This is a genomic window from Tolypothrix campylonemoides VB511288_2 (assembly GCF_045999855.1).
Lineage (GTDB): Bacteria > Cyanobacteriota > Cyanobacteriia > Cyanobacteriales > Nostocaceae > Scytonema > Scytonema bouteillei_A.
On the sequence record NZ_JBFPMW010000001.1, the window covers coordinates 368,078 to 381,690 of the forward strand.

Below are 13,613 nucleotides of genomic sequence, written 5' to 3' on the forward strand. Positions count from 1 at the left end.
TTGCTTTGTTAAGGGTATCTTATCAGTAAGAAAATCTCCGTATTTCTTTCAATGTTTATAATTAGCTAGAACTGAAGAAGATACTGGTATTTTTAAGGTCTTTTTAAGAACAGTAAGGAAAAGCAATCAGGTCAATAAACAGAGAAAATAACTTTTTTCCAAAAGGGCCGAACCGTTACAGCCAGAAGAAATTAATATTGATTTAAGGAAGCTGTTTGAAGAACAAAGGATGAAGTATAAGGGCAAAAACTGAGTCAACTGTCGAAAGTAGGAAATTAGAAATTTTTTACACTACACTTAAAATTCTTAATTCTTCATCCTTTAGACTTTATCCTTCCCCAAACGATCCCTTAAGGGATTGAAACAATCGGAGCGGTTCATGGGTTATTACATTTCTCCTCGCTTTTTGGACAAACTTGCTGTCCACATTACCAAAAATTTTCTCGATCTTCCTGGTATCCGAGTTCCCTTAATTCTGGGTGTTCACGGTCGTAAGGGCGAGGGCAAGTCTTTTCAATGTGAGTTAGTCTTCGAGAGAATGGGTATTGAAGCAACTCTTATATCAGGCGGTGAACTCGAAAGCCCAGATGCTGGAGATCCAGCACGTCTCATTCGCTTGCGCTACCGAGAAACAGCAGAACTGATTCGGGTGCGCGGAAAAATGTGCGTATTGATGATTAACGATTTAGACGCAGGTGCCGGACGTTTTGATGAAGGTACGCAATATACGGTCAATACTCAGTTGGTGAACGCTACGCTGATGAATATCGCTGACAATCCAACTGATGTGCAACTCCCTGGTAGCTATGATGCCACACCTATACATCGCGTACCCATTATCGTGACTGGCAATGATTTCTCTACCCTCTATGCGCCACTGATTCGTGATGGCAGGATGGAGAAATTTTACTGGGACCCAGACCGAAATGATAAAGTTGGTATCGTCGGTGGGATTTTTAGTGAAGATGGGCTTTCGCAACGGGAAGTTGAACAACTCGTAGATACTTTCCCAAATCAATCGATAGATTTCTTCAGTGCTATGCGATCGCGGATCTATGACGAGCAAATCCGCCACTTTATTTATGATGTGGGGATTGAACGAGTATCCCAGCGTGTCGTTAATAGTGTTGAAGGACCGCCGCAATTTAAAAAGCCAGATTTCCGCTTGTCCCATTTACTGGAGACAGGTCAGTTGATGCTTGGAGAGCAAAAACGAGTTGATGATTCTCGATTGGTGACCGAGTACAACATCAGGATGCGCTCAAATTATCAGCCAGCACCTCCGCCTGCAGCGCCAACTTATCAGCCATCCACCAATGGTTCCACTCAACCGACAACACCAACAAATGGTAACGGCTACCAACAACAGCAACGACCTAATACAAAACTGAGCCTTGAGACAATAGAACAAATACGTCAGATACTAGCTCAAGGTTACAGGATTGGTATTGAGTATGTAGATGAGCGCCGCTTTCGTACAGGTTCGTGGGCTAGTGGGACGACAAGTTCAATCACTGCTGAAGATGACGCCATCTCAACCGTAGAATCTTGTCTTGGAGAACATAGCAATGAATACGTGCGCCTTGTTGGTATCGATCCAAACGCAAAGCGGCGAGTTGTGGAAACCATTATTCAACGTCCCAATGGAAAGCGGTAGTTGAATTGTAGTAGAGTGTCAATGTTATTTTGAGAGGTTAGTAGTAGCGCTTTAGCGTATGCATCGCAACTACGAACTTGAATGAGGTAGCCATCAATTTAAACTTGACAAAGTAGTAGGCTTCTTGGCGTAAGAGTCTACTACTTTAATTTTGAGGGACTTAAGTTGGTTTCGCTCCCTAACTTCTCTCGTTCCCAGGTAGAACCTGGGAAAAAGGACTTCACAAACAAGGAGCATCGCGATCGACCTTGGCGCAAGCCGTACCCGGCTATCGTTTCCTGGTGCAACTGCAAACCAATTCATGAGGGTAACTCACGAATCAAACATGATGTTAGCCTTGCAAACCTCAAAATACAAGAACCGGACATAACAGTAGAGATACGGTACTGTTTTGTATCAAAAAGTGAGTAACCTTGCTACAATCTATTGCAGTTCTCATCGAGTTGCATCACAATTGCACTCTCAAAACAATGACCAGATTTCCCTACGACCAATTTACCAAAAGTTACTTCAAAGAATTGCTATCGCCATCAGGCAAAGTCGAAACCAGCCGTAAAGTCGCCGCCGAAATCAAGGAAATAGATGTTTATTTTGCACCATCTCCTCAAGAAAGTCAGGAAAGAGAAAAGTTAGGTTTATTAGGGAAATTTGCCGCCACATCAGCAGTATTTGAACCATTCAGAAATGCTGTCAAACGAGGAGAAGTACGAAGTTGTCTCAACAAGTTATTTGATATTTTTGCAGAACTCGAACGAGAAGCTAAGCGGAACGAAACAGAGATAGTCGAAGAAGAATTACCTTTTTTGTGGATACTGTCACCTACAGCCTCAGAAGCGCAGTTGGAGGGATTTAGAGCTATATTAGATGAAGAAAACTGGTTAAGTGGAGTTTACTTGTTAGGGGAGTTTTATCGCGGAGCAATTGTCGCCATTCATCAGTTACCAACAACAGAAGAGACATTATGGTTGAGGATACTCGGAAAAGGGAGAGTGCAGCAACAAGCTATTCAAGAACTGCAAGCGTTACCACAAGAGAATCCCTTGCGGGAAGTAGCGATGAATTTGTTAAGTAATCTCAAAACGACATTAGAACTGAAACAAGAACTAGACCAAGAGGAGAGAGAATTAATCATGCAGCTATCACCAGTTTACGAACAAAGACTTGCCGAGGCTAGAGAACAAGGAGTTCAGCAAGGAATAGAACGAGGAGTTCAGCAAGGAATAGAACGAGGAGTTCAGCAAGGAACTCAAACAGAACGTCGCAATACAATAAATACTTTGTTGAAAGGTCGGTTTGGAACGGTAGATGAAGAATTAGCAGCAGTGATTCAGCCAATCATTGATTTACCTGCACCTGAGTATAGTGCTTTATTATTACAGTTGCTCAATTTATCTCGTGAAGAGTTGTTAGCAAGATTTACGAGGAGCGATCGCTCTTAGGGCGGTCTTCTGTTGAGATATACTGAGACTCGGTTTGTAGTTTTACTGCCTTCATTTGCATCCTAGCTACAAACATAGAGTTTCTAATCTGCTAGCATACAACTCATCCACACCCTTGGGTGCATCGATCTAAAGAAAACAACTTGTGTGTACACCGCAGTCGTTAAAGAACTACCGAGATAGAAACTCTTGCAAATCCTGCGTGCGCTGTTTTGTCAGTCTCTCAAGACATCCGTTTCGGAAAATTTCATAGCCTGTTCCACCACGGGAACCGTAAGTTTCAAAATTACAGTTGTTATCGCGGAATTTAATCCAAGCTTGCTGTGCGGAAGTGAGTATTTGCTTTTGCTCGTTAATTAGACTAGATGTCACTCTTTTGTACACTTCATTCAAGCGTTTGTCTGCTGCTTCGTAAGACAGTTGAGAACAATACTTAAGTTCTGGTGTTGCAACTGCCTTGTTACAATTTACTCTTTGAGCAACAATCTCTTGTGCGGGGCTTGGTGTGGAAAGTACTGCAATGAAAAGTGCTGTGCTTGCTACGCTTAAGACACTGAGAATCAGTCTCTGCTTTATAAATTCTACAGGCATAAATCTTGTATTTTTTAGAACTTAAAAGTCAATAAATTTTCTGAGAAAGATTGAGTAACAAAATAATATAAGGCATGAAAAAATTTTGAGAAGCAAAAGATATGAATCTTAAAAGTTAAGCGGTTGTTAGACTGTAGGAGCTAGAAAGGGAAATTCACTTTTGATATTCCACCGTCTGCCATCATGAGCTAGCAATGTTAAAACCGAAGCAGTAAACTCAAAATGTAACTGACGCTTCTCAAACTCAGCCCATGCAGCTTTAAAGTTTTGTCTGGTTAAATCCTTAAAAGCAACTGTCATATGAGGAACAAAAGGACGTGTTTTGCCAACTTTGTCTGTAATTTCCAAATGAGTTTCTAAATAGGACAGCAAATTTCGGTGTAGAGCTAGCAATTCAGGGCTTCTAACAACGTCAATATATATGACACGAGGTATAAAGGCTGCATAACCGTTAAGGGTAATCGGTATCGAATTTTGACTGAGAGCAAAGGTTTTCAAATGTTCCTCTAGTAAAGGAATATCGGTATCCTCCCATTCAAAAGGTGGTTGTAGGGTAATGTGTGGGGGAGATTTTTGAGCGTGGCTGCTAGCGTACTTGTCAGCAAAGTACTGCTTGATTTGGTTAGCGTGGTCTTGAATTTCTTGAGGTGGTAGCAGAGCTATAAAATATAGTTTCATTGGTCAGGTGGTCAGGTGGTCAGGTGGTCAGGTGGTCATTAGCCCTATCTCAGGAGCGAAGACGCTATGTGCAAGGCACGCGCTGAGTCGCTATCGCGACACGCTTCGCGATGCCGCAGGTTATGCCCGCAGGGCTATACGGGTTCGCCCTCCCTTGTTCGCCAGTCCCCAGGGCGCGGGAAACCCGCCTACAGGGCTGGACTCACCAGTCGCCAGGGCGCGGGAAACCCGCCTGCAGCGCTGGACTCACCATTAGCCATTAGCCATTAGCCATTAGCCATTAGCTATTATTTATATCAGTTTGATGAGGTTGTAAGAGGAATGCCCTGGTTTGTGAAAATCGAAGAAGGTAAGGTTGATAAGCCTACCTTTGACCAATATGTCCCCGCTCATAAAGCTTACGTACAAGAGTTAATTGCTAAAGGACACAAGGCAAAGACTGGTTACTGGGCACAGCGTGGAGGGGGTATGATGGTCTTTGAGGCGGCATCAATGGATGAAGCACAGGCAATTGTGGCGGATGACCCGTTGGTACAAAACAGTTGTGTGAGCTACAAACTCTACGAGTGGAAAATTGTTATTGAATAACACGCAGTTGAAAAATTAGTGCTATTATGAAATAGATCTGGATCTACGCGGCTGCAACGCCCAAACTTTGTCAGGACCGGAAGGTAGCAGCAATACGGGATGCTTGTAGCAGGCGTAGTCTCCGGGTCGCCCTATTTTAGGAGCAGAGAAGCGACAATGCCCGGTTTTGGCGATATTGTTAAAAAAGCTTTTTATCTCGGTGTAGGCTTGGCTTCTTATGCGGGAGAAAAAGCAGGCGGTACATTATCAGAATTGCGATCGCAAGTCCAAAAGCTGGCAGACGAAATGGTTGCGCGGGGCGAAATGACGACAGAAGAAGGACGTCGCTTCGTTGAAGATATGATGAAGCAAGCGCAACAAGCGCCGACATCCGGTTCAACAACAGAAACAAAGCCCCAGTCTGAACCGCGTCGCATAGAAATTTTGGCAGAAGACGAAGAACCAACGACCAAATCGAACCCTCCAACAGAAAACGTAGACAAACTACGCGACCAAGTCAGGCAAATGCAAGAAGAATTGCGTAGGTTGCAACAAGATAGGTAATAATTGATGATTGGAGATACAATTGATTGTATCTCCAAAATATAGTAAGTAAGTAGTCCTCAGAATGTACGCGAGTGCCTGAAGCCATGTACAATTAAGCGTCCAGAGAAGAGGCTGTTAAGGACGTAAAAAATTATGGAAAAGTGGCAGAAAGAGTTTTGGGAAATGATGGAAACAGTGGCTGATGAAGTAGAACGCTTTGTTCTGGGGATGACAGAAATGGTAGATACCTTCTTTGAGGTTACCGAAGAACTGAGCGCACAAGTGCAAGATGCGATCGCCTCTGAAGTTGACCAGTATTTACAAGATTTGACAGAACCTATCTTGGAAGCATACTGGGAACTCGAAGATATTGTTATAGACGATGTTATTTTGGATTCCGGTTTTCCATATCCAGTAGAACCCACATCGGAGCGAAATGCTGCTTGTATTGGATGTCGTCACTACCACGGTCAAGTCTATGGCGGAGAATTGTTAGTCTGTGGTATGCATCCATATGGATGGAATGATGAGAATTGTCCCGATTGGGAACAAGATGAGTTATAGGTTAGTAGTGAGTGATTGTCAACAAATGACAAATGACAAATTATGGAAATGAAATATGGTGAGCGTAATATTGCGGAGGGAGAACTCATTACGTTTCCCAATCCGCGAGTTGGAAGGCGATATAACATTGATATTACTTTGCCAGAATTTACTTGCAAGTGTCCTTTTTCTGGCTATCCCGACTTTGCCACAATTTACATTACCTATATCCCAGATGAACGGGTAGTGGAACTGAAGGCACTGAAACTATACATCAATAATTATCGCGATCGCTATATTTCCCATGAAGAAACAGCCAATCAAATTTTGGATGATTTTGTAGCAGTTTGCGATCCTTTAGAAGTTGTTGTGAAAGCAGATTTTGCACCTCGCGGTAATGTACACATGGTAGTTGAGGTAAAACATCAGAAGAATAACTGATGTTTTACGCAAAGCCCCAACAGCTGCGAAGTTCCACAGACGTCGCCCTCCTTTAAGGAGCTAAGGTGGTGTACGCACAAGTGAGATTTATCCCCCTCTACGGTGTACCAGATCTCTAGAAAAGAGATGAAACATTGTGAAAAGGGAGAATTGGAATGAAGTTCCCCCCTTTTTTAAGGCTACGGTGGTGTACACAAGTCTTTTAAAGTACATTCTTGCGGTTTCGATCCCCCCTAACCCCCCTTAAAAAGGGGGGAATTAGAATCAAATTTCCCTGTTGTCCGGATGTTTTATGTCTTTTCTAGAGATCTGGACACCACCGTAGCTTTTTTAAGGGGTCCATTGGGGGGAAATTCAAATTTGGGGAGAGGAGTTTGGGATAAAGTTCGTTTGGACTTCGTCTAACTTACATTAAATAGACTGAGGCTTCACGGGTAGAGTATTTTCTTCATCCTTGGATGGTAAGCTCAAAGTATCCAATATTTCCAGCATTTCCCGCTCAAAAGTGACTTGGGCGCGATTGGTCTTACCACCTACATATAAGTGACCTTCTTTTTGTAATGCCCAAATTTGAGAATGGGAAAAATAACTCATAACCACACCTAGCATAAGTAAGGCAAATCCTCCATAAACAATAGGTATTCCCGGATCGGCTTTAATTTGTAAGCCAGTGCTACCTACAATGTCCAGTATTTTTAAAGTGACACCGTTAACTTGAGTAGCCATTCCAGCGCGGACTGTATCAATCAACTTTCCACTTGCATCGTAAATAAGCACCATTCCTTGCAAGTCTTTCGCGAGTATGGATACACCTGCACTTAAATCGGGTTTAGTGGGAATCCACGTTCCCCAAATCCTTCCTTGACCGTTAGTATTGAGTGGAGCCATGGGAATTTGAAAGACCGGGCTGTTGTTAACTTTTACTCGAATAGCAGAAATTCCCCAATCAGTTTGATAGAAGGTGACACCACGATAGCGCAGGGGGCTGTTAACAAAAATTGTCTTGCGGTCAACCTCTTGTTCTCGATCGTCTAACACAGACATATCTGAGTAAAACTGGTCGATACCACCAGTGGGGGTGTAGTCAATCCAAAAGCGGTTGACTCGCACCGACCAATCTTTGGGGATTCGCGCTGATGCAAAAGGTCCAGCATCTATGATGTTTTTCACTTGAAATGTATCGCCACTGGCTACCATTTCTTGAGCAACGAATCCAGTCATAGCGCCCCAAATACCACCCAGAAGAGTCATGACAATTCCAATGTGAACCACAATCGGTCCAATGCGCCCAATAATTCCTTTGCGGGCGTAGAGGGTATTCTCTTTTTCTTGAAAAACTTTATAGCCGCGTTTTTGCAACAAGTTTTGTAGAGATGTTGCACTTCTGGTTTCTACATTATCAAATTCTGCACTTAAAGCTAGCTTTTGAAATTGACGGGGTTCTTCGTAATATTTCCATCTTTGGGCTGCTTTTAAGGCTGGTAACTGACGGGTAAAGGTGCAGGCTGTAAGGCTAGTGCCAAAAAAGATAAGTAATGCTAAAAACCACCAAGTTCGATAAACATGGTCTAAACCCAGAATGAGGATGACTTTCCATGAGAGAAACCCAAAGAGGGCTGGGTGTTCTGGGTAGTTGGCTTGGTAGAATGCTACCGATTGACCTTGTTCTATAACAGTACCGCTAACGCTAAACAGAGCGATCGCAAGTAACATCACAATTGCCAAGCGCAAATCTGTCAGCACTGGTAAAAACTCTTGTCGCAGCAAACGTCCTAGTGCTGACCGTATAGATGTTTTGTCGGAAACGGGATTATCTATAGTCATTGGAATTATGCAGAAATTTTTATGTATAAAGCTCATCCGTCAGCGGTCACTGTATGAGTGGAAGCCGGGACATTAAGGAAAACACGCCAAATCCTACCAACAAAGCACCACTGATTGGATTGATCCAGCTAGACCAACGGCGCAACTCTAATAATTTCTTTATAGAAGCTGTAAAAGTACCTGCCAAAATCAGGGGAACAACATAACCTGCTGTATAGCAAAGGAGTAAAACAGCACCTAAAACTAAGTCTTGTGTTTGAGCAACCCAACCCAACAAACTAGCTAAAACAGGAGTACTGCAAGGAGAAGCAACGACACCAAAACTCAAACCAATGAAATATGCTCGCACTCCTTGGGGTAATTCTTGAGAAATCCATTCTGTCCCGCCAAAAGAAGGTAATTGCAGGGGTAAAGCTTCAAGTAGGTTTAACCCCATGAGAATAGCAATAATGCTGACAATAATTGGTAAGCCAAGACCTACTTGACCGTAAACTTTGCCGACGAAAGCTGCTACAATACCAAGACCGGCGAGTGTGGTTGCCAATCCCAAAGCAAACCAAGTTGACTGAGCAACACCTTGCCACCGGCTTTTTGCTTCATAACCGCCAATGTAGGCAATGGTAATTGGCAACATGGAAAGCATACAGGGCGTAAGACTCGTAAGCAATCCTGCAATGAAAATAATACCTACACTTACCCAAGTTAAATGAGTCAATTGGTTGGATACGAGGGCATTCGCAAATTGTTCTAATTCATACAGTCGGGTTTGCAGGATTTCAAGCATGAGGCTTTTAAAAGGGAGAAACTCTTATTCTGCTTGCATTTTAGCTTACTTTGAACTGTGTGAGAGGGATGAGAGGTGAGCGGTAAGGGGCGAATGTCTCTTGCTTTAATGGTTGAAGGTGGAAAGTAGAGGTAAGAGCCAGTTGTTTCTTAAATGAGTTATCCGACTACTTCAAAGATATCGTGAACGGCGTTTGGATCTTGAGGGTCAGCATCCTCTGTGAAGACGCTCAAACGGTAAAGCCCAGGAACCAAGTCTTCAAGAGTTAATACCCAATCCTGCTCTTGTTCTTGTAAAGCTGCAACTCGTGAAGTTCCTTCTCCTGTAGCGGGAGTAATTTCGGCTTTCAGCCCTCTAGGATGTTGGTCGAAATTCACCAATCGTGCATGAATAATGACAGGCTCATCGGGTAAGTAAAGATCGTCAACAGAAATGCTAATACCTTTTAATTTGTCAGCCCTGCGAATACCACCTAAATCTTCAACTTGTGTTGTTTGCAGGACATAAACGAGTTGCTCTTGAACTTGACTGTGCTTGTGGATAGCACCGTGTTGTTCAACAACATGAATATCTCTAAATTCGTTAGAGAGTTCGATGGGAATTGCTGATAAGTAAGGAACAGTACCATCACCATCACCCAATATTGGATTTATCCCAGGAGGAAGTTCCGAACCTGCGATTAATTTTCCATCCACCCAGCTTGCTGATTGTAAAGTTGGTTGTTTGCGACCAACCATAGGAATAGTTTTATGCGAATTTCGATATTCTTCATCATTTTTGTGGCTGTTGACAGCCGCTTCTATTTCCCGATGAAATGCCAAAGCATCTTGTGCTTTTTCTAGAACAATGTTTGGTAAATTGGCAGTTTCCGCAATCCGCTGATATTTGTTACCAACTTTGACCATTTCATAGATTGGTAACAGTTGATAAACTGTCGTGAGCGATCGCATGACCTCAGTTAAATCAAGAAACAATTGTTTGTAGCCATTTGCTAAGAAGTTCACTGCATTCAAAGACCCCCGGTAAGGTGTTCCGAAGGTAAAAAGGGCTTTACAATCTCGCCAACCTTCTAAAACCTCTATATAGTATCGAGCAACCAGTCCTCCCATACTGTGTGCCAGTAAAATAACTTTAGCATCTTGATTTTGAGATTCTCGCCACAGTTTTAACTGTCGCTCTAGCAAGCGTTTAAGCAATCTAGCGCTAGCACGGTTGTCGCGTCGCCAATCGTAGGGATACTCAAAAAAATTAGCAGGTTTATCGTTCTGAAAAATATTACCCGGTACAACCTCAAAATTTTCATTGATAAGGTTAGATAGGGTTGTATAGCCATCAATTTTGACGAGCCCTGGAATTAAATGAGCATCAGCTACCAAACGAGTCGCCTTAATCCCATCTCCCAAATCTTCCGCATAAGGATCGTCACCATTTAACTTTAAATTTTGAAAAGAATCTCCCAAACTAGTTAAAGCTTGCCATAGAGATTGGTTTGAAACTGCCCATATATCTTTACCATCTTTTTGAAGAACACTCCCCGTAATCCCAGGTAAAATCACCACAATGTCTTTCATGAGGGTTTTTGACATTTTTTCTTCCCCTTTGATTCACTGAATCCTACTTTAAAAAAGTGGTTGAACACTCAAAAAGAAAAAATACGCTTGCGATATTCGCAATCGCATCCTTACAAATAAACCCCAACTGCATCGACTGAGCTTGTATAGCCCCCTAACTGTATTCTGACGGCAATTTGCCAACACGGAATACTCCCAATTTTATCACTCCGTAAGTCAGTAAAAGAACACAATTTTATGACAAATTAGGATAACTTGCACCGACTTACTTATGTTAAACTTGCAATCGGCAACTGCACTTACAAGAACATCAATACTTTAATAAATTTGCAGACTGCATAAATAAGTTTTTAATAAAACTTATTTAGTATCAATGAATTTGTAGCTGCCTTTAGTAAGGGTGGCAATGCTACCCAAAAGTCTTATATGGCGGTGTGTTACCACCTCACTGCATTTGATTTATCAAATAGATGCTTAAAAATGAGATTGTAGTTATGCTTCAGTACTGAAAAGCAATTACAAACAGCAATTATTATTAGTGAAAGCTTTAACTATAATAAATAGTTAACATTAAAATTTATGTATCGGAGGTTTTCCTGTTATTTTTAATAATGAAAGTATTTTTTCTGTTTCTAATGACTATCGAAGCCGTTATATCTTCCTATTTTGTTAATTTTGCAGAGATGAACCCAGAAAGCTGGATAGAGAACTTTACAGAGGATGCTGTAAGTTACGATCCAGTCGGACATCCACCAACAAAAATCCGTGAAGGGTTTCGAGATTTTATTGGACAGTTGCGAGCAACCTTTGAAAAGCTAGAAGCAAAAACAGAGCACATTTTTATTGCAGGAAATGAAGCAGCTGTTAAATGGACTATGCAAGGAGTCGCAAAGAGTGGTAAGTCAGTCACTTTTGAAGGTATCACAGTGTTTGAAGTTAATGAAGCTGGCAAAATTCAAACAACTCGTGCTTATTGGAATCCAGCAGCGTTAGTAGCACAACTGCGTTCCTAATGTTTCTGTCAATAGCCAATCTTCCATCAGCCATTAGCAATTAGCTATAATAATGACATAGTAGCTATAGGGTCGCTACCATGTCACGTTTAATACAAATCTTTCAAAATACCTTTATTCGCTTTGAAGCCTTTTTCGGATTTCTTCTGAGAAGTCTCTTGAACTTCTTTAGCAGCATCAAGAATTTTTTTGCTAGGCTGTTCGGATTTTCCAATTCTCAATATTTCTTAGAACCCGATACAGCACAGGGGATAAAACGCAGTACGAGCGAGCAATCAAAAATAGAAGAATCCAAACCCGCACAAATAAACGAAACACAAACCAAAATTCGTCCTCGTCGCCCCAATCCTCAGATGGATTACTTTCTTAACATGGCTCGCGATGTGAAGAAAAGTTAGTAAATTTCGTAAATGTCGAGACGCGCTATGGCGCGTCTTTATTATGGTTGCAAGCAGTTGCTAACCGTACTTTAACGAACCCCTTAAAAAAAAATTCGGGAGTCGTTTCCACCCCCGTTGAATAACCCACAAAAATTGCTTCCTAGTCTTCTGAGCGAGCATCTGCGGTTTGTAAAGCCTTTTCAAAGACCATACGATTTTCAGCGTTACGTAGAAAGTAACCGTTCATCATTGCAGCCGCAAGAAGCTTTCCAAGGTTATCGCGACTCGTTGTAATAGTGACATTGAAGTGTTCTGAAGGCAAACCTCCCAACATAGTGATAATCGTGCGTTCCATTGCTTGAAGCACTTCGGGAGATGAAGGTTTAGAAAGTTGGGCAATGGTTTCCGGGCTCATAGATTGAACGTATTGCCACAACAAGTTTCCATTTGACACTTCACTACCAAAATATTCTGGGTTAAGGTCTGACAGATTATTCATGGTAGAAACCTGCAATTTACATAGTTATGTGTACTTCTACAAACTAATTTAGCAGTTTCTTGACAGTGTCTCAGTGAGCCTAACCGAACTCTATATAGGCGGTTCCTTCTACTCTTCTTGATACCAGAATTAAAACTTGATAATACCGAAGTAAGCACTTGCTGCAAGAAGGATAATGACCAATACTCCTATTGTAGCACTTGTTACAAATTGTACGGATGTTTTTTGATTGAGAGCTTCTTTATTTTGCCCTTCGGATTGAGATATTGTGTTGTTAGAATTTGTGGTTTTGTTAGTTGTCATGGTTTGTTATTGCAGTTATAGTTAATGTCTATTCATTCTCTAGTTTCCTTCACCATCAAAAAACTGCATCTAACTTTCGGCTTATCAATAAGCTGTATAAAAAGGTTGATTCCTCTGTTGGAGACTCCTCTTAGAGACTCATATAACCTCTGAGATGTTCTTCTTGCTCCGTAGCTTTTTGCAATCGTCTACCGTCAGAAAGAGGTTGAATAATTGCAAGTTCGTAAAAATCTAAAAATGGTTAAGCTCGTCACAATTTTCATTTTTATTGATTGATTAGGAGTAAGATATCATGACCCAAGCCAAAACAAAGGATATTCTTGCATTAATTGAAATAGAACACCGTCAGATAGAACAGCTTTTTGCTAAAGTAGAGCAAGCTGAAAAGATTGAAATATATAATTATTTCAATCAAATCTACAAAGCGCTGAACTTACATACCAGAACTGAGGAAATTGTTTTTTATCCCGCAATGCAGGAATATCAAGAAACGAGGAAGTATATTCAAGAAGCTGAAGAAGAACATGAAGAAGCCAATTTGCTTTTAGAGAAAATTAAGAATCTTAAACCAACAGATTCAGAGTTCAACGTAAAAATAAATAAACTTAAAGAAGCAGTTCAGCACCACGTAGAAGAGGAAGAAAGCGAAATCTTTAGTGCTGTCCGAAAGTGTATGAAAGAAGAACAACTGGTTAAGTTGGGTCAGGAGTTTCTACGAGTCAAAGAAAAAATTGCAGCGGATGTTGAAACTGCAATGACTATTTAACAGCTAGAGGT

General features: G+C 41.5%; 16 protein-coding genes and 1 other RNA gene. 10 read left to right on the plus strand and 7 right to left on the minus strand.

Going from position 1 to position 13,613, the window contains the following annotated elements:
* Positions 1 to 379 precede the first annotated feature (379 nt).
* Together AB0756_RS01565 and AB0756_RS01570 are read left to right on the plus strand one after the other, a co-directional pair.
* Positions 380 to 1,657: a ribulose bisphosphate carboxylase small subunit gene (locus AB0756_RS01565; RefSeq protein ID WP_038079508.1), complete on the plus strand. Its 1,278-nt coding sequence runs from the start codon at positions 380 to 382 to the stop codon at positions 1,655 to 1,657.
* A gap of 470 nt (positions 1,658 to 2,127) precedes the next feature.
* On the plus strand, positions 2,128 to 3,096 hold the full coding sequence (locus tag AB0756_RS01570; RefSeq protein WP_038079510.1) for an RpnC/YadD family protein: 969 nt from the start codon (positions 2,128 to 2,130) through the stop codon (positions 3,094 to 3,096).
* A gap of 171 nt (positions 3,097 to 3,267) precedes the next feature.
* On the opposite strand, the gene AB0756_RS01575 is transcribed toward AB0756_RS01570, so the two are convergent.
* Entirely contained in the window at positions 3,268 to 3,687 is a 420-nt protein-coding gene (locus AB0756_RS01575; protein ID WP_038079512.1) for a lysozyme inhibitor LprI family protein, read from the minus strand.
* Positions 3,688 to 3,813: 126 nt separating this feature from the next.
* Positions 3,814 to 4,365, minus strand: coding sequence for a 2'-5' RNA ligase family protein (locus tag AB0756_RS01580; protein WP_038079513.1), 552 nt, complete (start codon positions 4,363 to 4,365; stop codon positions 3,814 to 3,816).
* A 321-nt stretch (positions 4,366 to 4,686) separates the two neighbouring features.
* Here AB0756_RS01580 and AB0756_RS01585 point away from each other — a divergent pair, with 321 nt between their 5' ends.
* The 5 genes from AB0756_RS01585 (at position 4,687) to queF (ending at position 6,462) form a co-directional block, all read left to right on the plus strand.
* A complete protein-coding gene (locus tag AB0756_RS01585; RefSeq protein WP_038077844.1) occupies positions 4,687 to 4,953 on the plus strand; it encodes a YciI family protein in 267 nt (88 codons plus the stop codon).
* 34 nt (positions 4,954 to 4,987) lie between these two features.
* Positions 4,988 to 5,084: signal recognition particle sRNA small type (gene ffs, locus AB0756_RS01590), an RNA gene on the plus strand.
* Positions 5,085 to 5,109: 25 nt separating this feature from the next.
* A complete protein-coding gene (locus AB0756_RS01595; protein ID WP_038077861.1) occupies positions 5,110 to 5,496 on the plus strand; it encodes a phasin family protein in 387 nt (128 codons plus the stop codon).
* Positions 5,497 to 5,631: 135 nt separating this feature from the next.
* On the plus strand, positions 5,632 to 6,042 hold the full coding sequence (locus AB0756_RS01600) for a hypothetical protein (RefSeq protein WP_038077842.1): 411 nt from the start codon (positions 5,632 to 5,634) through the stop codon (positions 6,040 to 6,042).
* 42 nt (positions 6,043 to 6,084) lie between these two features.
* Entirely contained in the window at positions 6,085 to 6,462 is a 378-nt protein-coding gene (gene queF, locus AB0756_RS01605) for a preQ(1) synthase (RefSeq protein ID WP_038077840.1), read from the plus strand.
* Between the two features lie 411 nt (positions 6,463 to 6,873).
* Here the strand turns inward: queF and AB0756_RS01610 are convergent, their stop codons facing one another.
* From AB0756_RS01610 to AB0756_RS01620, 3 genes are all read right to left on the minus strand, one after another.
* A complete protein-coding gene (locus AB0756_RS01610; protein ID WP_038077838.1) occupies positions 6,874 to 8,286 on the minus strand; it encodes a cytochrome c biogenesis protein in 1,413 nt (470 codons plus the stop codon).
* 46 nt (positions 8,287 to 8,332) lie between these two features.
* Positions 8,333 to 9,070: a cytochrome c biogenesis protein CcdA gene (locus AB0756_RS01615; protein ID WP_038077836.1), complete on the minus strand. Its 738-nt coding sequence runs from the start codon at positions 9,068 to 9,070 to the stop codon at positions 8,333 to 8,335.
* A gap of 158 nt (positions 9,071 to 9,228) precedes the next feature.
* Positions 9,229 to 10,656, minus strand: coding sequence for a lipase/acyltransferase domain-containing protein (locus AB0756_RS01620; RefSeq protein WP_202048691.1), 1,428 nt, complete (start codon positions 10,654 to 10,656; stop codon positions 9,229 to 9,231).
* Between the two features lie 596 nt (positions 10,657 to 11,252).
* Between AB0756_RS01620 and AB0756_RS01625 the strand changes: the two genes are divergently transcribed.
* Both AB0756_RS01625 and AB0756_RS01630 read left to right on the plus strand, forming a co-directional pair.
* The gene (locus AB0756_RS01625) at positions 11,253 to 11,654 is read left to right on the plus strand and encodes a nuclear transport factor 2 family protein (RefSeq protein ID WP_137986209.1); all 402 of its coding nucleotides are present in this window, start codon (positions 11,253 to 11,255) and stop codon (positions 11,652 to 11,654) included.
* An 80-nt stretch (positions 11,655 to 11,734) separates the two neighbouring features.
* Entirely contained in the window at positions 11,735 to 12,052 is a 318-nt protein-coding gene (locus AB0756_RS01630; RefSeq protein ID WP_038077834.1) for a threonine dehydratase, read from the plus strand.
* 142 nt (positions 12,053 to 12,194) lie between these two features.
* On the opposite strand, the gene AB0756_RS01635 is transcribed toward AB0756_RS01630, so the two are convergent.
* Together AB0756_RS01635 and AB0756_RS01640 are read right to left on the minus strand one after the other, a co-directional pair.
* On the minus strand, positions 12,195 to 12,533 hold the full coding sequence (locus AB0756_RS01635; RefSeq protein WP_038077832.1) for a DUF760 domain-containing protein: 339 nt from the start codon (positions 12,531 to 12,533) through the stop codon (positions 12,195 to 12,197).
* A gap of 129 nt (positions 12,534 to 12,662) precedes the next feature.
* The gene (locus AB0756_RS01640) at positions 12,663 to 12,836 is read right to left on the minus strand and encodes a hypothetical protein (RefSeq protein ID WP_167844830.1); all 174 of its coding nucleotides are present in this window, start codon (positions 12,834 to 12,836) and stop codon (positions 12,663 to 12,665) included.
* 292 nt (positions 12,837 to 13,128) lie between these two features.
* Between AB0756_RS01640 and AB0756_RS01645 the strand changes: the two genes are divergently transcribed.
* Positions 13,129 to 13,602, plus strand: a complete 474-nt coding sequence (locus tag AB0756_RS01645; protein WP_038077831.1) for a hemerythrin domain-containing protein — start codon at positions 13,129 to 13,131, stop codon at positions 13,600 to 13,602.
* Positions 13,603 to 13,613: the final 11 nt, after the last annotated feature.

Coding starts and splice junctions, on each gene's coding strand:
- AB0756_RS01585 (WP_038077844.1), top strand. CDS start 4,687: ATGCCCTGGTTTGTGAAAATCGAAGAAGGTAAGGTTGATAAGCCTACC.
- AB0756_RS01600 (WP_038077842.1), top strand. CDS start 5,632: ATGGAAAAGTGGCAGAAAGAGTTTTGGGAAATGATGGAAACAGTGGCT.
- AB0756_RS01595 (WP_038077861.1), top strand. CDS start 5,110: ATGCCCGGTTTTGGCGATATTGTTAAAAAAGCTTTTTATCTCGGTGTA.
- AB0756_RS01645 (WP_038077831.1), top strand. CDS start 13,129: ATGACCCAAGCCAAAACAAAGGATATTCTTGCATTAATTGAAATAGAA.
- AB0756_RS01610 (WP_038077838.1), bottom strand. CDS start 8,286: ATGACTATAGATAATCCCGTTTCCGACAAAACATCTATACGGTCAGCA.
- AB0756_RS01635 (WP_038077832.1), bottom strand. CDS start 12,533: ATGAATAATCTGTCAGACCTTAACCCAGAATATTTTGGTAGTGAAGTG.
- AB0756_RS01615 (WP_038077836.1), bottom strand. CDS start 9,070: ATGCTTGAAATCCTGCAAACCCGACTGTATGAATTAGAACAATTTGCG.
- AB0756_RS01570 (WP_038079510.1), top strand. CDS start 2,128: ATGACCAGATTTCCCTACGACCAATTTACCAAAAGTTACTTCAAAGAA.
- AB0756_RS01580 (WP_038079513.1), bottom strand. CDS start 4,365: ATGAAACTATATTTTATAGCTCTGCTACCACCTCAAGAAATTCAAGAC.
- queF (WP_038077840.1), top strand. CDS start 6,085: ATGGAAATGAAATATGGTGAGCGTAATATTGCGGAGGGAGAACTCATT.
- AB0756_RS01575 (WP_038079512.1), bottom strand. CDS start 3,687: ATGCCTGTAGAATTTATAAAGCAGAGACTGATTCTCAGTGTCTTAAGC.
- AB0756_RS01625 (WP_137986209.1), top strand. CDS start 11,253: ATGAAAGTATTTTTTCTGTTTCTAATGACTATCGAAGCCGTTATATCT.
- AB0756_RS01640 (WP_167844830.1), bottom strand. CDS start 12,836: ATGACAACTAACAAAACCACAAATTCTAACAACACAATATCTCAATCC.
- AB0756_RS01620 (WP_202048691.1), bottom strand. CDS start 10,656: ATGTCAAAAACCCTCATGAAAGACATTGTGGTGATTTTACCTGGGATT.
- AB0756_RS01565 (WP_038079508.1), top strand. CDS start 380: ATGGGTTATTACATTTCTCCTCGCTTTTTGGACAAACTTGCTGTCCAC.
- AB0756_RS01630 (WP_038077834.1), top strand. CDS start 11,735: ATGTCACGTTTAATACAAATCTTTCAAAATACCTTTATTCGCTTTGAA.